Source organism: Azospira sp. MPR-E4, from assembly GCF_058809645.1.
In genome coordinates this window covers 34,667-52,664 of sequence record NZ_JBXAST010000001.1, presented here as the reverse complement: position 1 = coordinate 52,664, position 17,998 = coordinate 34,667, and the positions used below count along the sequence as shown (strand labels likewise).

At 59.9% G+C, this 17,998-nt stretch carries 13 protein-coding genes; 5 read left to right on the top strand and 8 right to left on the bottom strand.

What is annotated here, in order from left to right; translation table 11 throughout:
- Positions 1-27: 27 nt before the first annotated feature.
- Positions 28-990, bottom strand: a complete 963-nt coding sequence (locus AC1RTA_RS00240; protein WP_492783672.1) for a tRNA dihydrouridine synthase — start codon at positions 988-990, stop codon at positions 28-30.
- Between the two features lie 151 nt (positions 991-1,141).
- On the opposite strand from AC1RTA_RS00240, the gene upp reads away from it, so the two are divergent.
- The 3 genes from upp to AC1RTA_RS00225 are packed head-to-tail and all read left to right on the top strand — an operon-like array spanning position 1,142 to position 4,210.
- Positions 1,142-1,768: a uracil phosphoribosyltransferase gene (upp, locus tag AC1RTA_RS00235; protein ID WP_014237388.1), complete on the top strand. Its 627-nt coding sequence runs from the start codon at positions 1,142-1,144 to the stop codon at positions 1,766-1,768.
- 10 nt (positions 1,769-1,778) lie between these two features.
- The gene (locus AC1RTA_RS00230; protein WP_492783671.1) at positions 1,779-3,020 is read left to right on the top strand and encodes a uracil-xanthine permease family protein; all 1,242 of its coding nucleotides are present in this window, start codon (positions 1,779-1,781) and stop codon (positions 3,018-3,020) included.
- A gap of 38 nt (positions 3,021-3,058) precedes the next feature.
- Positions 3,059-4,210, top strand: a complete 1,152-nt coding sequence (locus tag AC1RTA_RS00225; RefSeq protein WP_492783670.1) for an META domain-containing protein — start codon at positions 3,059-3,061, stop codon at positions 4,208-4,210.
- A 97-nt stretch (positions 4,211-4,307) separates the two neighbouring features.
- On the opposite strand, the gene AC1RTA_RS00220 is transcribed toward AC1RTA_RS00225, so the two are convergent.
- A complete protein-coding gene (locus AC1RTA_RS00220; protein ID WP_492783669.1) occupies positions 4,308-5,156 on the bottom strand; it encodes a 3-hydroxybutyryl-CoA dehydrogenase in 849 nt (282 codons plus the stop codon).
- Positions 5,157-5,287: 131 nt separating this feature from the next.
- Here AC1RTA_RS00220 and AC1RTA_RS00215 point away from each other — a divergent pair, with 131 nt between their 5' ends.
- The gene (locus AC1RTA_RS00215; RefSeq protein WP_492783668.1) at positions 5,288-6,415 is read left to right on the top strand and encodes an NAD(P)/FAD-dependent oxidoreductase; all 1,128 of its coding nucleotides are present in this window, start codon (positions 5,288-5,290) and stop codon (positions 6,413-6,415) included.
- A gap of 57 nt (positions 6,416-6,472) precedes the next feature.
- Complete coding sequence (locus tag AC1RTA_RS00210; RefSeq protein ID WP_492783667.1) at positions 6,473-7,309, top strand: UDP-2,3-diacylglucosamine diphosphatase; 837 nt, start codon at positions 6,473-6,475, stop codon at positions 7,307-7,309.
- 26 nt (positions 7,310-7,335) lie between these two features.
- Here the strand turns inward: AC1RTA_RS00210 and AC1RTA_RS00205 are convergent, their stop codons facing one another.
- From AC1RTA_RS00205 to AC1RTA_RS00180, 6 genes are all read right to left on the bottom strand, one after another.
- Complete coding sequence (locus tag AC1RTA_RS00205) at positions 7,336-7,926, bottom strand: hypothetical protein (protein ID WP_492783666.1); 591 nt, start codon at positions 7,924-7,926, stop codon at positions 7,336-7,338.
- Complete coding sequence (locus AC1RTA_RS00200; protein WP_492783665.1) at positions 7,917-8,177, bottom strand: hypothetical protein; 261 nt, start codon at positions 8,175-8,177, stop codon at positions 7,917-7,919. The genes AC1RTA_RS00205 and AC1RTA_RS00200 overlap by 10 nt, the downstream gene beginning before the upstream one ends.
- A 192-nt stretch (positions 8,178-8,369) precedes the next feature.
- Positions 8,370-9,197 carry a hypothetical protein gene (locus AC1RTA_RS00195; protein WP_492783664.1) on the bottom strand — a complete coding sequence of 276 codons (828 nt, stop codon included), beginning with the start codon at positions 9,195-9,197 and terminating at the stop codon, positions 8,370-8,372.
- Between the two features lie 16 nt (positions 9,198-9,213).
- Positions 9,214-10,059, bottom strand: coding sequence for a hypothetical protein (locus AC1RTA_RS00190; protein ID WP_492783663.1), 846 nt, complete (start codon positions 10,057-10,059; stop codon positions 9,214-9,216).
- 27 nt (positions 10,060-10,086) lie between these two features.
- Positions 10,087-10,905 (bottom strand): hypothetical protein, encoded by an 819-nt coding sequence (locus AC1RTA_RS00185; RefSeq protein WP_492783662.1) that lies wholly within the window; start codon positions 10,903-10,905, stop codon positions 10,087-10,089.
- A 21-nt stretch (positions 10,906-10,926) separates the two neighbouring features.
- Positions 10,927-17,982, bottom strand: a complete 7,056-nt coding sequence (locus AC1RTA_RS00180; RefSeq protein WP_492783661.1) for a two-partner secretion domain-containing protein — start codon at positions 17,980-17,982, stop codon at positions 10,927-10,929.
- Between the last annotated feature and the right edge of the window lie 16 nt (positions 17,983-17,998).

Genomic DNA, 17,998 nt, shown 5'->3' with positions numbered 1-17,998 from the left:
GCCCATGGCCGACGCCGGACCTCGGCCTCAGGCCACCGGCGCGGGCAGGATGCCGGCGGCAGCCAGGCCGGACTCCACCGCGGCGCAGTCCCGGGCGGGGCGGATGCGCTGATACAGGGCTTCGGCTTCGGGCCAGGTCCGCCGCAGCAATCCCAGCCACAGCTTGATGCGCCCCGGGCAATGCCGGGGTTCCAGTTTGGCGGTGACCCGCCGCCAGAAGTCGGCCAGGGCCGGCTCCACCACTGCCCAGGCCTCGGCCCCGGCAATCGCCTCCCCCTTGATGCGCCTCGCCAGCAGCGGATCGGCCACCGCGCCGCGGCCGAGCATGACGTCGGCGCAGCCCGAAACCTCCCGGATTCCCTCCCAGTCGGCCACGTTCCACACCTCGCCGTTGGCCACCACCGGCACTGCCACCGCTTCGGCGATGCGGGCGATCCAATGCCAGTGGGCCGGCGGCGTGTAGCCCTCCTCCTTGGTCCGGGCATGCACCACCAGCTCGGCGGCGCCGCCCGTGGCCAGGGCCCGGGCGCAGTCCAGGGTGCGGGCCGTGTCCTTCACCCCGAGACGCATCTTCGCCGTCAGCGGCACTTGCGGCGGCATGGCCCGGCGCACCGTGGCGACGATGGTATGCAGCAGTTCCGGATCGTTGAGCAGGATGGCGCCGCCGCCGTGGCGATTAACCATGGGCGCCGGACAGCCGAAGTTGAGGTCCACCGCCAGGGGGCCGAACTCTGCCGCCCGGGCGGCGTTCTCGGCCAGGCAGACGGGATCGGAACCGAGCAGCTGGATCGCCACCGGCGTGCCGGCGCCGGTGCGGCCGGCGTTGTCCAGTTCCGGCGCCATGCGGCGGAAGGCGCGGGCGGGCAGGAGCGCATCGGTGACGCGGATGAACTCGGTGACGCACCAGTCGTAACCGCCGATGGCCGTCAGCACCTCCCGCATCACGTCGTCTGCCAGGCCCTGCATGGGGGCCAGCGCCAGTCTTGCCATGTCGCTGATTTACCGGAAAAAAGAGGGCGTATTCTACCCAAGGCGCAGCCGCCCGGCGCAGGAAATGTCCGGAATCTCCGCGGCGCCACGCGCCAGGGACACGCCAATGGATTATCCTTGCGCGGTTTGCCCCCGTTTTTACGAGATCACCATGGCCGTCATCGAAGTCCAGCACCCCCTGGTCCAGCACAAAATCGGTCTCATGCGCGCCGCCGACATGAGCACCAAGAAATTCCGCGAACTCACCGCCGAACTGGCCCGCCTCCTCACCTACGAAACCTGTCGCGACTTCGAAGTGGAAAGCGTCACCATCGACGGCTGGGCCGGACCGGTGGAAGTGCAGCGCCTGAAGGGCAAGAAGGTCACCGTGGTGCCCATCCTGCGGGCCGGCCTGGGCATGCTGGACGGGGTCCTGGACCTCATTCCCAGCGCCAAGGTGAGCGTGGTGGGCATCGCCCGCAATGAGGAAACCCTCATGCCGGAACCTTATTTCGAGCGCTTCGTCGGCTCCTTGGACGAACGCCTGGCCCTCATCATCGACCCCATGCTGGCCACCGGCGGCTCCCTCATCGCCACCATCGACATGTTGAAGCGCAAGGGCTGCGCCCACGTCCGCGCCATCTGCCTGGTGGCGGCGCCGGAAGGCATCGCCAAACTGCAGGCCGCCCACCCCGACGTGGACGTCTATGTGGCGGCCATCGACAGCCACCTCAACGAGCACGGTTACATCATCCCGGGCCTGGGAGATGCTGGCGACAAGATTTTCGGTACCAAGTAAGGCGGCGACCATGACCCAGAAACCCGATCCGACCTGGCGTACCGCCCTTTCCGGCGCCCAGATTCTCTTCGTCGCCTTCGGCGCCACCGTGCTGGTGCCCCTGCTCACCGGCCTCAACCCCAGCCTGGCCCTGCTCGGCGCCGGCGTCGGCACCCTCATCTTCCAGATCTGCACCAGGCGCCAGGTGCCCATCTACCTGGGTTCCTCCTTCGCCTTCATCGCCCCGGTGATCTATTCGGTGCAGACCTGGGGCATGCCCGCCACCCTGGGTGCCCTGGCCTCCGCCTCCTTCTTCTACTACGTCGCCGCCGCCCTGGTGAAGTGGCGCGGCGTCGGCCTCATCCACCGCCTGCTGCCGCCGGTGGTGATCGGTCCCGTGGTCATGGTGATCGGCCTGGGCCTAGCCCAGGTGGCGGTGAACATGGCTACCGGCAAGGCCGGCGAGCAGCAGGTGGTGCCCTACGACACGGCCCTGGCGGTAGCCGCCATCGCCCTGGTGGCCACCATGCTCACCGCCATCCGCGCCAGGGGCCTGCTCAAGCTGGTGCCCATCCTGGTGGGCGTGGCCGTGGGCTATGCGGCCGCCTTCTTCTTCGGCATCGTCGATTTCACCAAGGTGCATGAGGCCGCCTGGCTGGCCGTGCCCCAGTTCGGCAGCCCCGAGTTCAACCTGGCCGCCATCCTCTTCATGATTCCCGTGGCCATCGCCCCCATCGTCGAGCACGTGGGCGGCATCCTGGCGGTGGGCTCGGTGGTGGGCAAGGACTACACCCAATCCCCCGGCCTGCATCGCACCCTGCTGGGGGACGGCCTGGCGGTCAATGTGGTGGGCCTCTTCGGCGGCCCTCCGGTGACCACCTACGGCGAGGTCACGGGCGCCGTCATGCTGACCCGCAACTACAACCCGGTGATCATGACCTGGGCTGCCGGCTTCGCCATCCTCATGGCCTTCGTCGGCAAGTTCGGCGCCCTGCTGCAGACCATTCCCATGCCGGTCATGGGCGGCATCATGGTGCTGCTGTTCGGCTCCATTGCCGGCATCGGCCTGAAGACCCTGATGGATGCCCGCACCGACCTGATGAATCCGCGCAACCTGTGCATCGTCTCCGTCACCCTGGTCACCGGCATCGGCGGCCTGAGCGTCACCATCGGCAGTTTCAGCCTGCAGGGCATCAGCCTGTGCGGCGTGCTGGCGGTGCTGCTCAACCTGATCCTGCCCCAGGCGCCGGAAGGCTCCGATCCGGCCATCTGAACCCTTACAACCGTCCTGCCATCCGCACAAGGAAAGCCATGGGTCATCCGTCAAAACCTGCCGTCCCGACCTCCTGCCGCCCCTTTCAGCCTCTCCGCCTCGTCCTCCTGGGGCTGGGCCTGGGTTGGGGCCTCGCCGCCCAGGCGGCGCCGCCGGCCCTGCCCGCCACCTACATCGGGGAAATGCCCTGCGCCAATTGTGTCGGCGTGGATTGGCAGCTGGACCTGGAGGCGGACCACAGCTTCCAGCTGAGCCAGGCCTACCGGGGCAAGGGCGTCACCGCCGCGGTGCGCCGCAACGGCCGCTGGAGCCTGGATGCCAAGGGCGACGTGCTGACCCTGGAAGCCCCCGGTAGCGACAGCACCCGCCTTTCCGTGCAAAACCCGGAACGCCTGCGTCTGCTTGACGGCGAGAGCCGCTCCATCGCCAGCCGTCACAACTACGAACTGGTGCGTCTGCCCCAGGCCCTGCCGGCCCGGGTCTCGGGCACCCTCACCGGCCTCTACAGCCGCCAGGGCAAGGAAGGCAGCATCCGCCTCTGCGCTCCGGGCTCGCCCCAGTTCCCCGTCGCCGCCGAAGCGGCCTACGGGGTCCTGGAGTCGGCGGCCGGCAAGCTCGGCCGGGAGGTGGGAGAAGCCCAGCTGGTGCGCTTCGCCGGCCACCTGGCAAGCCGTCGCGACGGCCAGGTCAAGGTGGTGGTGGACCGTTTCTACGGCGTCTGGCCCCAGGCCGGCTGCCCCGGCAGCGACGCCGTGGCAGCAGCCCGGCCGGCCGCCTCCCCGGCGACGGCCAAGGCAGGTGCCGGCGGCACCGCCAGCCCGGCGGCAGCATCGGCGCCCCTGCCCCTGGTCGGCACCACCTGGCGCCTGGTTCAGCTGGACGGCAAGCCCCTCAGCCGCCACCGGGGCAATCTGGCGCCCCACCTGCTGCTCCAGGCCGACGGCCGGGTCAGCGGCGCCGGCGGCTGCAACAGGATTCTCGGCAGCTACGAACTGAAGGGCCAGCGCATCGACTTTTCCCAGATGGGCGGCACCCTGATGGCCTGCATGCACCACATGGATGAGGAGCAGACCTTCCTCAACGCCCTGGGCTGGGCGCAAAGCTGGCAGATCAGCGACCGCCACCTGCTGCTGCGGGACGGCGACGGCAAGGCCATTGCCGTGTTCCAGGCCGGCAGCGTCGGCAAGTAAAAGCGGCTGGCAAAAGAAAAGGCGGCGGGGAGTCAGACTCCCCGCCGCCTTTTTTACGACCGCAGCCCGGCTGCGCTCAGGCCATGGCGACCGCGGCTCAGTAGGTGTAGAAGCCCTTGCCGGTCTTGCGGCCCAGGTAACCGGCTTCCACCATTTCCACCAGCAGGGGAGCGGGGCGGTACTTGGGATCCTTGGTGCCTTCGAACAGCACCTGCATCACGGCCAGTTCCACATCCAGGCCGATCATGTCGCACAGGGCCAGGGGGCCGATGGGGTGGTTGCAACCCAGCTTCATGGCATCGTCGATGGCGGCCGCATCGGCCAGGGCTTCGCCCAGGGCGAAGATGGCTTCGTTGATCATGGGGCAGAGCAGGCGGTTCACCACGAATCCCGGGCTGTTCTTCACTTCCACCGGGGTCTTGCCGACGGCCTTGGAGAGCGTCTCCACTGCGGCGTAGGTGGCATCGGAGGTCTGCAGGCCGCGGATCACTTCCACCAGGGCCATCATGGGCACCGGGTTGAAGAAGTGCATGCCGATGACCTGGGCGGGACGCTTGGTGGTGGCGGCCAGCTTGGTGATGGAGATGGAGGAGGTGTTGGAGGCAATGATGGCCTCGGGCTTGGCCAGCTCGTCCAGCTGCTTGAAGATCTTGGTCTTCAGCTCGAAGTTCTCGGTGGCGGCCTCGATGATCAGGTCCACACCCTTCAGGGCTGCCACGTCGGTGGCGGTCTGGATCTTGGCCAGGGCGGCGGCCTTCTGCTCGGCCGTCATCTTTTCCTTCTTGATCAGGCGGTCCAGGCTGCCGGAGATGGTGGCCACGCCCTTCTGCACGGCGGCCTCGGAAATGTCGGTCAGGATGACGTCAAAGCCGGAGACGGCGAAAGCCTGGGCGATGCCGTTGCCCATGGTGCCGGCGCCAACGATACCGATAGTCTTCAGTTCCATGTATGTCCCTCTGCAAGCGTTGTGGGTAATTTCCATACCGTGACGTATGGCGAACCGCTACTCTACCGCAGTGCACCGCAGCAATCCAGCCCTCGGCTAGAATCCGCCCATCCAATGACAGAAAGCGGGCAATGACGGAACGGACGGGAGCGGTGGTGATCGGCGCCGGGGTGGTGGGCCTGGCCTGCGCCCGGGAACTGGCGCGGCGCGGCATCGACACGGTGATGGTGGAAAAGAACGCCGCTTTCGGCCAGGAGACCAGCGCCCGCAACAGCGAAGTCATCCACGCCGGCCTCTACTACCCGAGCGGCTCCCATAAGGCGGCCCTGTGCCTGCGGGGGCGGGAACTGCTCTACGAATTCTGCCGCACCCACCAGGTGGCCCACCGGGCCTGCGGCAAGCTCATCGTCGCCACCTCGGCGGCCCAGGAGGCCGGCCTCGACACCCTGCAGCGCCAGGGCGAGGCCAATGGCGTGACGGACCTGCGCCGTCTCGACGCCGCCCAGGCCCGGGCCCTGGAACCGGCCCTGCGCTGCAGCGCCGCCCTGCTCTCCCCTGCCACCGGCATCGTGGACAGCCACGGCTTCATGCTGGCCCTGCTGGGCGAAGCCGAAAGCGCCGGCGCCGTCCTGGCCCTGCGCAGCCCCTTTCGGGGAGCCCGGCGCCACGGCGGCCTCTGGCGGATCAGCATCGGCGGCGAAGCGCCCCTGGAACTGGACGCGGCCATCCTGATCAACGCCGCCGGCCTGCACGCCACCCAGGTGGCGGCCGGCATCGAAGGGCTGGCTCCGACAGCCATTCCCCCGGCCCATTACGCCAAGGGCAACTACTACGCCCTGGCCGGCCGTGCGCCCTTTTCCCGCCTGGTCTATCCCCTGCCCGAGCCCGGCGGCCTGGGCGTGCACCTGACCCTGGACCTGGGCGGCCAGGCCCGCTTCGGCCCGGATGTGGAATGGCTGGCGACCCGGGACCCGCAAGCCCTGGACTACCGGGTCGATCCCCGCCGTGCCGACGCCTTCTATGCCGAAGTGCGGCGCTACTGGCCGCAGCTGCCCGACAACGCCCTGCAGCCGGCCTACAGCGGCGTGCGCCCAAAAATCAGCGGCCCCGGTGCGGCAGCGGCGGACTTCTGCCTGCAGGGGCCGGAGCAGCACGGGCTGGCCGGGCTGATCAACCTGTTCGGCATCGAATCCCCGGGCCTCACCGCCTCCCTGGCCATCGCCGAAGCCGTCGCCGCCCAACTGCCCGGGCTTCACTGAAACGCCGCCGAAACGTCACAAGACCGTCATTTTCGGCCGGCACACTTGCGTCCAACCATGCCGCAAGTACGAGCCATCTTCATCTCCGACATCCACCTGGGCACCCGGGCGTGCCAGGCGGACCGCCTCCTCGATTTCCTGCGCGAACACCCCTCTGAATACCTGTACATGGTGGGCGACATCATCGACTTCTGGTCCATGAGCCGCGGCGTGTACTGGACCACGGCCCAGAACACGGTGGTGCAGAAGGTACTGCGCCGGGCCCGCCACGGCGACAAGGTGGTGCTGATCCCCGGCAACCACGACGAGGCCCTGCGGGAACACGACGGCACCGACTTCGGCGGCATCCAGGTACGCAACGAGCACATCCACACCACCGCCGCCGGCCAGCGCTTCCTGCTCATCCACGGCGACGAGTTCGACCAGGTGACCCGCTACCACCGCTGGGTCGCCGTCCTCGGCGACATGGCCTACAACACCCTGGTGCGCATCAACACCAGTCTCTCCTGGGTCCGGCGCCGGCTCGGCATGAGCGGCTACTGGTCCCTCGCCGGCTACGCCAAGCGCAAGGTCAAGACCGCCATCAACTTCATCTTCGACTTCGAGGACTCGGTCATCCGCGCCGTGCGCGAACGGGGCCTGGACGGCGTCATCTGCGGCCACATCCACTGGGCCGCCCTGCGCCCCATGGATGGTGTCACCTACATCAACTGCGGCGACTGGGTGGATTCCTGCACCGCCATCGTCGAACACCTGGACGGCACCATGGAGCTGGTGGAATGGGGCCAGCCCCGTAGCGTGCCGACACAGCAAGCACTGGCCATCCCCTTGCCCGAGGAAAGCTGGACGGCGGAGCCGATACCCCTGGCGAAAATCGCGTCACCCCACGACTGAGGCCATGCCGACGTATCGACGGCAACTCACTTCTTGGCAGCGCACTCCCCCGCCGTGCGGCTGGTGACCGCTGCCACCGCCGCCTTGCCCGAAGCCGTCTCGACCAATTCACGGATACGAATGTTGCACAGTTTCCGGTCTTTGAAGACCTCGTATTTCTTACCGGGCTCCGGCACGAAATAGACGCCGGAAAGATGGCAACTCACCCGGTCCTGCCAATGGTACGAACGATCCCCCATCTCGAAGGTAATCACCTCCCCGGCCCTGACCTCATACTCGTCAAAACCCCACGGAGTATCCTCCGCCACAGGCATACCGAGACGGCGATTGGGTAACAATCCCCCGAGAACATCCTTGCCCTTGACCCGCTGCGGGTTACGCGAGTCATAGCAGGAGAGACCCGGATGCATCGCAATCGGCTCCCCGGCCCATACCCGTATCCAGGCTGAAGGCGCTTCCCCATCCCCCCGCAGCGAAACCGGGCCGGCACACCCTCCGACAAGCCCGGCCGCGCCCCATAGCAGCATCCAACGCCCCAGCGTACGCCCGCGCTGCAGCCATTGCCCCGCTTCATATTTTTTCAACGGGAACCTTCCAATGCCGATGCTCAATTGCATCGATAGGGGCTCTCGCCCGCCACTTCCTTGCCGCTTTCCCGCTCCCGGATCGTCACCACCGCTTTGGGCTGAGCGGCACAAATGGCATTTCGTACCGAGTAGATTCCGCTGCCCTGGGCATGGGAAACGACATTCAGCGGCGAGCCTTGGCCATCGACCGCCGTCACCACATAATTCCCGCTCATTGTCAGACACCCGGCCAAAAGCACGACCGCCCACACCAACAAAACACGACAATGCCAACGCACCATTATTCCACCTCCATAGGGTTTAAATGTCCTCAACACGATTTCAAATGCCGCAAAAAACCAATGACTAAATAGCCGCCCTAACCACTTGATACCAGAACTACGCCCCACCATTGCAGTAAATGACGAAAATAAAATTATTCCGCAAAAAATAATCAATGAAACATTGGAAAAAGAAAATACGAAAAACCCCGCTCAGGGTCCGGGATTAAGCGGTTCGACACGCACCGACTCAAGCAGATGGCGTAATGCCGCCTGGAACTTGGCATTGATTTCCGGCCTATTCTCCGAGCGCTCTCCGTGAGCCCAGATAATAATCAATATGTAGTCGCTACTCCCCACCCTTGTTACCCAATATTCACTCCCTAGGGCCTTGCTCACCGGGTTGTATGGCGTACGTCTAGACCACCATTCATTCTGACCAATTTTCTCTTTCGAAATCACCCCGGGTCTGGCTTCAAACTCCTTTAGCTTTTCTTCTAGCGGCTGCTTGAATAACTCCAACATAAAGACTTGATCTAGACCTGCCCATACGTTATTGCAAACAGGATTTCTACCAATTTCTTTTTCTTTCGCCCCAATCACTTTATCGGTTTTATACCGATTTCCGGCCCGATCCGTCTCTACCGCGTACTCGGGGTACATTCGTTTTATACTGCGAACTACATAATCAAAGTCTTCTGGGGAATTTCCTATCAAACTACCCTGCCATGTTTTTCCACCATCTTCATATATGTCTCCAACCCTATAAAAATCTCCACGATTGCCGTCAGCCACACCCAATGTAGGCAACTGACGATAAATTGCACAACCATCTGAATCTCTAGGCCACTGATGTGTTATCCGATAGGTCCGTAAAAAATTGAACTGATAAGTATCATAAACCCTCGGCAACCCCGCATCCAATGCGCCACGATACATATAGCGTTCATCGTTATTCTGTATCAGATTGCCAATACAGCCCGCAAGAAAAAATGGCAGCAGAATTACGATACTGCTTCGCCATCCAGTAAGTTGATCCATTAGGCCGTACCTGTCTTTATTGCACTGATTTCAACGGCTCAATGCGCACCGACTCAAGCAAATGCTGGGCCGCTTCTTTAAATTTTGCATGCGCATGAGGAAATTGAAGCGATTCCATCGTAGCACCCAGTTTAATGCCAATACTATAGTCAGAATTTCCGACAGGTGTTATCCACAACTGATAAGGTCCGGAATATATATTCCCGGAGGCCCGGGGACGTAGTGGTAACGTATATAAAAACCAATTCCGACCCTGTATTTGGACGGAAGACCAAGTACCACCAGGCAGAGACTGATTTATATATTCTCGCCATTCATTTACCGTACGCTTGAGCAAGCTAAAGGATAATGAATGGAATGTACCAGCCCATGTGTTATAGCAAACTGGAACCATTCCATCCTCCCTTTCTCTCATCGCCACTATCTTATTAGTCGTATAGCGATTTCCAGCTCGATCTGTCTCTACTGCATACTCAGGGTACATTCGCTTGATGCTGCGAACTGCATAATCAAAATCTGCCGGAGGTTGCTTTCCTAGCCCTCCCTGCCACGTTTTTCCACCATCCTCATAGATTTCTAGAACATTGTAAAACTCTCCACTATTACCATCCTGCACCCCCAGCGTTGGAAGTTTCCTATAAGCAATGCAATGATCGGAGTCTCGGGGCCACTGATGCGTTACCCGATAGGTCCGCAAAAAATTGAACTGATAAGTATCATAAACCCTCGGCAACCCCGCATCCAATGCGCCACGATACATATAGCGTTCATCGTTATTCTGTATCAGATTGCCGATACAGCCAGCGAGAAACAATGGCAATAGCATCACGACACTGCTTCGCCATCCAAAGATTCGATTCATTGGACCACTACCCTATCTTTATTGCGCTCATTTCAACGACTCAATGCGCACTGATTCGAGCAGATGGCGTAATGCAGCCTGGAACTTGGCATTGATTTCCGGCCTATTCTCCGACCGCTCTCCGTAAAACCACTGAATTATAAATACATAGTCACTAGTGCCTATCCTAGTTACCCAAGACTCACCTCCCGAAGTTTTTTCCCTTGAATCATAAGAAGCTCGCCTAGACCACCATTCATTTTGACCGATCTTTTCCTTAACAGTGACGCCCGGTCTTTTCTCAATATATCTAACTCGATCTTCTAATGATTCTCTATATATCCTTAAAGAAAAGCTCTGATCCAATCCGGACCATACGTAGTTACATATTGAACCTCGCCCGACCTCTTTCTCTTTCATCCCAATGACCTTATCGGTCTTATAACGATTTCCGGCCCGATCTGTCTCTACTGCATACTCAGGGTACATTCGCTTGATGCTGCGAACTACATAATCAAAATCTGCAGGAGGCTTACCAACCGAGCTTCCTTGCCATGTTTTTCCACCATCTTCATAAATTTCTGGAACATTGAAAAACTCCCCGCTCTTTCCATCCTGAACACCCAACGTAGGTTGCTTTCTATAAGCATCGCAGAAATCCGCCTCTCTTGGCCATTGATGCGTCACACGGTAGGTTCGCAAAAAGTTGAACTGATATGTGTTGTAAATCTCTGGCAAACCTGAATCCAATGCGCCACGATACATATAGCGTTCATCGTTATTCCATATCAAATCACCGACACAGCCGGAAACCAGTGCCGAAATACATAATACAAAAGTAAAATTACACCTATAATCATTATTCATAATCGACACCTTTCGCCAATCCTATTTTTTCAATTTCCCGCCAACATACTCAATAAGCAGCTTATTTTTTTCCGGTGTTCCAGGGTTAGCGCCGGGAAACTCAACCTGCTGACAGCCTGCGGCCCCGGTTCCATAACAACTGTGAGCACTGTTATCCGTTGTCATCAACCGGAGTATCTCCGGAACACTCAATGTGCCTGGATTTCCACCGATAAGTACCGATACCAGGTCATTAGCAAAATAGCTAAATTTGATATTGTTATTATTATCGGGATTACCTATCACAGCTGCTGCTGATTTTGCATACTCATCTTTCGACAAAGCCCCCCCCACGCCTCGATACTCAATATTGCCGTTGGAATACCCCCGGCTTGACAGAATATCGTTGGCATTGGTCTGCACCAGGGTGCCACGACTGTGTCCCAGACTGGTGAAGAAGCCCTTGTCGGCACCACCCACCGCATCTGCGTAAGCCCGGTCTGCATTGGTATAACCGAGGGTGGAGGCCAAGTTCTTTTCATACCCGGCCACCAGCAACTCACCTACCGTAGTACTGGCCGGCAGGTAGTGCATCAGATAAATGGCTTCCGGTTTTTGGGTTGTGTCCCTTCCTTCTCCATCTTTTTGTTGCCCTATAGCATTCTGATAAGCCAATTCAGCAGCCCGTTCCAGGTCGTTCTGGATGCCGTTCACCGCCAGCACCGGCCTGTTCCCTGCAGTGCCCGCAGCCAGGGCGGCCTTCACTTCCTGGGGATCCACTTCCTTCGTCTGGCATTGTTTTTCGCTGGTGCATTCCACCTTGTAGAACTTGGGGGGCTCCCGGAACATCACCCGGTAGGCGTCGTCGGTGAGGCGGGTAACCAGTTGCACATCCTGGGCCCGCTGGGCTGCATCCTTGGCCACGCGCTTTTCCATGGCCTCTGCATCGATGCGGGCGACGCTCTGATTGGCGCCTTCGGTATCCCGGCTCAGCGCCGCAACGGCCTGATCGCTGGCGGCCTTGGTTGCGCCGTCCTGGGTATTTATCTGAATCGTGGCGGGAGCCACAGCGGAACGGGTGGAGCCGCTGGCATTGGCATTTTCATCCGTTCCCAGATGATGGCTGGTCAGCAGGGTACGAGCGGCGCCGTAGCCGCTCAACAGATCCTGGTTCAGATTCATACCCTTGCTGGTGCTGCTGGCTGAGCTGCTGTTCTGAATATCGCTGCTGCTGAGGGAGCCGGTGCTGAGGCGGTTCTTATCTGCATCCGCGGCACTGGCAATCACCCCGCCTTTGAGGTCGGTATTGCCCTCGACATCGATACGGAAGCCTCCTTCACCCGCCTTGAAGCCGCTCTGTTCCACAACGCTACGATAGTCGCCGTCGGTGGTTTGCTTGTTGGCGTTAAGACTGCCATTGGTCAGCCCGCTTCCAGAAACCAGTTTGGGGTCAATGGCCGTGCCGGAGACGGGAACGCTGATGCTGAACCCCGTATTGCTTTGCTGGCTGTGATAGCTGCTGCTGTCTTGAAGGCTTTCGACGCGAAGATCGCCGGCAACACTGGCCACAATGGTCTTGGCTTCGGCAATGGCGCCTTGCAGGGTGGTGTTGCCGCCGGACTTCAGGTTGAGTTGGTCGCCAGCCTTGACGACGGTTTCCGTCCAAGTGGTTTCATTGCCGTTGCTGTTGCCTTTGCCTTTGCTTGCGCTGGCATTGACGGTCAAGCCTGAAAAACCGTAGCTGGCTCCGATACTGGCTGAGCTGCTTTTATTGGTGCTGCTCTGGCTACTCGAGTTCGCAGCAGCCCGAAGTTCAATATCGCCGCTGGACTCCAGAGTGGCATTGCCCCCGGCCTGAATCGAGCTTCCCTGTATTAGCAATTTCTCGTTTTCGCCTGTCGCACGGATTGAAACATCGCCGCCGGCGACGACCTGGGAACCCCTGGCTGTATCCGATGTGCTCTGCATTTTGCTTTCACTCTTGCTGCTGCCGAGACTGACGGTAACCTGGACACCGGTCTTCTTGGCGGCGCCGAGCAATCCCTCCTTGTCATACCCCTTCATCACGCCTGTTACTGCGTTCTTTGCCGATGTTGCATCGTCCAGAGCCATCACTAAATTTGTGACACGCCGAATACCACCGCTCTCTCGAGCAGTCTTGAATTCCCGGGCCGCAGTTTCCTTGGCGGAGGCAAAGGCTCCACCAGAAACTCCGATAGTGAGACCGCTTTGTTTGAAGGTCTCGGTCTGGGTGTGACGGCTGGTTTCCCGGGCTTCTTCGATATCCACCCGCTTGGCGCTGATGTCGATGTTGCCCTTGGGGGTGATGATGTCGCTGCCGATCTGCCGATAGGCATTTCCTGCCGCCAGGGTGACGTTGCCGTCAGTGGCGCCGATGAGGCTGCCCAGGGCGCTGCTGCCGTCGCCCTGACTATCCACGGTGTGCTGCTTCTTGCCCAGGGTGATACTGCCGCCGCCGACGAATAGGCCCTTGTTCTTTTCGTCCCGGAAATGGCTCTCGGTGGTGGTTTCTGTCGCCGCCTTGATGGTCAGATCGTTCCCTGCCGCCAGGGTCGTGCCCTGGGTGGAGGTGATATTGCTGCCTTGGACGACCAGGTCTTTGCCCGCCACCATAGCGACCCGCTCGCCGCTGAATGAGCTGGAGATGGCGCGATCGCTGTCGCTGCGGTCCCGTGTCGTCACTTCTTTCTTGGAGCCCCAGCTGCCTTTGCTCTTGGTGTAGGTGTCGGAGGCCATGGAGGCGGTGGCCCGCCCTTCGCTGATGTTGATGCTGCCCTGGGCCTGAACGCCGATGGTGCCGGCATCGCTGAGAACCTGGGCGGCCCGGGCGTTGAAATTGCTGCCAGCCAGAAGGGCAATGTCGCCCTGGGCCTGGATGCTGGTGCCGACTTCGGCACTCTTGCTTTCCTTGTAGGTATTGCGGCTGTCGAAAACGGCGCTGCGATTGTAGGTTTCCTGGACTGTGCCCAGGTTCAGGTTGCCGCCGGCTTCGATGACGGTGGTACCGCCGACGCCATCGTTGCGGATGTCCGCGGCCGCCAGGGTGATGTCGTTCTTGGCGCTGGCCAGGAGCAGGCCCTTGGGGTTGCTGACGTAGAGGCCCGCCACCCGGTCGATGTTGGTACGGCTGGAGTTGCCGGTGCTTTCGCTGCGGGTGGTGGAGGCAACAGTGAGATTGCGGCCAGCGTCCAGGGCCAGGCGGTCCTGGGCGGCGATGACCCCGCCCAGGTTGTTGATGTCGGCCACTGCTTTGAGGCTGACATCCCGGCCAATGATGCTGCCGCCCAGATTGGCAAGGTTCTGTCCCTGAAGACTGACCACGTTGCGGCCTGCAATGGTGCCGCTATTGGCGAGGTTTTGGGAGAGATTGATATCGATATTGCGTCCCGCCAGCAGGGCGCCGCTACCATCCAGATCGCCAGGCTGCAGGCGAACGTAAACCTGGGGCACCAGAGCCTGAACCTTGCTGCCATCCGGCAGCGTCACGGTCTTTTCCACCAGCCAGACAATATCGCTGGTCAGTTGTGCCATCTGGGCATCTGTCAGCGCCACTCCGGGGACGAGCTGGTGGGCCTTGGCAAAAACGGCCCCTTGCTCAAGCAAGGAACGGTATTGGGCTTCATCGTCGGCATAGCCATCCAGGAAACGCCGCCCCGTCAGCTGGGCAACCTGCTCCCGAATCAGTTTCTGCTCGTAAAAGCCGTCTCCCAAGCGCTTCTGGGTCGTGGTGGGGTCGATGCTCAGCTGCTGCAGCATGTAGTCGGAACTTAGCCAGGCCCGGTAGTTGGAGAACTGGGGATCGCTTTCCATCACATAGGTAGCGCCAGGGGTAGTGCTGGGGCGAAAGAGACTCCCTGAATTAATAGTGGAAGAAAAGTCGCCACTGTTAGCCAGGCTAACCACTTTGGAACCACCGTTTTGGGCGGATTGGGTAACGCTATTAACCGCCAGAGAACCTATCTGGGTACCTGTCCCCACATTGGCTTTATTCCCACCATAATCTGTGGGGCTGAGGCGAATCTCGGTAACCGTAGGAGCGGGAGAGTAAGTGGAAGCTCTGACCTCGGTCCAGTCGTTATGTTTGCCGCTGGGTTGATGGCCGAGCAGGGCAAAAAACGTCCCGTAATCACGGACAGTACGACTACCTGTAAGCTCCGTATTCACCAAATCCAGGGCTGCAACCTGTAAATTGCCACCGGCAATGATTCGGCTCTTGTCGTTGAGGATGGAGTCGGCCTCGATGGTCAAATTCCCACCGGCCAGAATCTGGCCCGGGATGGAAGTGGCCACCTGGGTTTCGCTGGTAGTACGAGTATATTCGTAGCGATAGGAATTGTCCCAGGCGCCATCCGGCGTGCGAAGCCGATAAAAGCTGTCCCGAACATCCTCGTAGTAGGCACCGCTACTATAGATATTGGACGATCCCGCTCCCTGGTATTGGACAAACCATTGCTGGGACAGCACCACATCCTTGGTGGTGAAGTGGGTATTGCGATTGCTAAGGCTGTCGGCAGCAATCGCCATGTCGCCCAGAGATTCAATGGTGGCGCTGACGTTATCTACCGCCTGGGCGCGACCTACGGCTTTGCGCTCCTCGGTCAAGGAACCGCCAATGGCGATGTTTCCGGCACTGTAGATATTTGAAAGTTCGGCGTTGACCAGCTTGCTGACACCGATATCCAAGCGGTTACGCGCCATGATGGAGGCGGACTTTCCTGACTCCGAATCGTTACGCAGGGTCTCGGCCGCCAGCGCCACATCGTTGCCGTAAATCCGGCCAGTGCCGAGATTGTCGATCAGTTTGGCATTGACATACGTAGTGGCACCATCGATCAATCCTCGATTGGTGACGGCATTTCCGGCGATAACGGCGGTCTCTCGGCCACTCATCACCTCACCGCCAGAAGTATTGTCAAATACTTCCGCTTCGACCCGGAGGGAATCGGCGCCCTGAATTTTGCTCTGATTATTCAGCGTTCCCTGCACAGAAACGCTCAAGGAGCCATTGGCTTGAATAGTTCCGGTGTTGCTGTAGTTCCCGGCAATACGGGCTGTTAGCGTGCCCAAGCTGAGTATCTGGCCAGCTCCTTCGAGCCCTTTCAGACTCAGGCTCAGTTGCTCCCCGGCAATCAGACGACCATCGGTATTTTTGCCCTGCAGGGCATTGGCCCAGGCGCTTGTCGAGAAGGCGACTGCATTGTCCTGAACCACCAAGGACTTCCCGGCCGAAACCAGACCTCCCGTATTGTCAAATTTCTGGCCGACGATCAGAGAAGCACTGTCGTCTGCACGAATTGCCCCTTTGCTGTTGTTTAAGCTGGAGACGGAAAAAACAAGGGACTGGCCGTCAATCCCCTGATCATTAAGGCCCTGGCCGCTCCCTTTGGTTTCCGTGTTGGAAAAACTGTTCGCTTTGATCGTCACTACGCCGCCCGAGCGGATCAGGCTGGAAGCATTCTTGCCATCGTTGAGGATCTCGCCATTGCTGGCGTCAAGCTCGATGTCTCCCTGGGAGCGAATTTGCCCTCCTTGATTGTCCAACTTCTGGGATACCGCCATTGCGATACGCCCTTCACTGACGAACAGACCATCTTCATTGAGTACGTTGTTGCCTTCCAGAGAAAGCAGCCCTTTGGCTCCGACAAGGCCTGTTTTGTTGGATAGGGAATCCGCGGTCATCGCCAGATTGCCCTGGGCAACCAGAAATCCCTTTTCGTTGTTGAGTTCTTTAGAGCTATCCAGCCGTAGATTGCCGCCGATAATGGCTCCGCCCTGGTTATCGATCCCAGCACCTTGGATGCTGACATCCTGCTTGGCTTCAATCCGGCCTTCCGTGTTCTGAACCTCTCCGGCAGTTGCGTTGAGATTCACACTGCCATTGACCGATCCAATGACATGCTTAGCGTTGTCAATCTGGGAAGCGCGAATACTCAATTCGTCCGCCGCCGCAACAATCCCGCGATTCAGAAACTTAGCTTGGCTGCTAGCCAGCATGTTTCCCTGGGAAGAAATGGAACCGTTGTTCTCGATGACATCGGCAGCATTCAGGTTGATGCCGGCACTGGCATAAATTGTTGCCCCTTGCGCATTTTCCAAGCGCCCGTTGGCACTGACCGTAACAGCTCCGGCACTCCCCCCAATATGGCCGGCATTGCGTACCCCCACACCGGCTTCCGTTCCAATCAGAGCAATTTTCCCGGCATACATCCCGCCCAGATGGGAAACATCAATGGCAAAAGAGGGAGCAGATGTACCGGTGGTGACCGGGGCCACCATGGCGTTGCTGTTATCGAACTGGCCATTGCCGGTAGCAACGGTCAATCCCTGGGCCCAAATACCGGCATTGATTTGTACCGATCGGGCAATGATTTCAGTGTAGTCAGAACGGGTTCCATCCAGCCCATTTCCTTCGATTACCACACTTCCACCTTGAACCCTGTAGCCCTCCAAGCCACCACTGCCAAGGATGGCGGTTCCTGTCGTCAGGGTGGCATGTGTGGCATTGACGAAACCGCAACCATCACAGGTAACGCCTGCCGGATTGGCGATCACCACCTGGGCTCGATCCCCAGCTACTTCTACATAGCCTCGCAGCTGACTGGGATTGGAGGAATTCACTTCATTCAAGATCACCCGGGCGGTACCAGCAGCCAGCCATGGGTTTCCCTGAACCCATCCCCCCAGCTCGGTTTTGGCATTGTTATGGGCATTGTTGAGAATGACCCCTTGGGCATTGACGTCAAACTGGCTATAGGTGTTACGGGAGACGCCTCCGGCACTAGGGGTCCGAATATTGACCAACGGCACTCCGTTACCAGCACTCAAGACGTTTGGTTGCTGGCCCCGCGGTGCATTGGGGTCAGCAATCACCTGAGCCTGGGCCGGGGCCAGCCAGATACCCGTGCCAAAGGCTGCCATCAAGGAGAACGACAGGGGGCGCAGTTTCACCCAATAACGGTGCATCCCGCTACACGCACTCTTGCTGCCGGAACCACCCCGGATAGAGACGGTTTCAGCCACCACCATGAATACCCCACGGACTTCATTGAAAATGATGCGGAAAATATTCTTGTTCATGAAAGAGTGCTCCCTG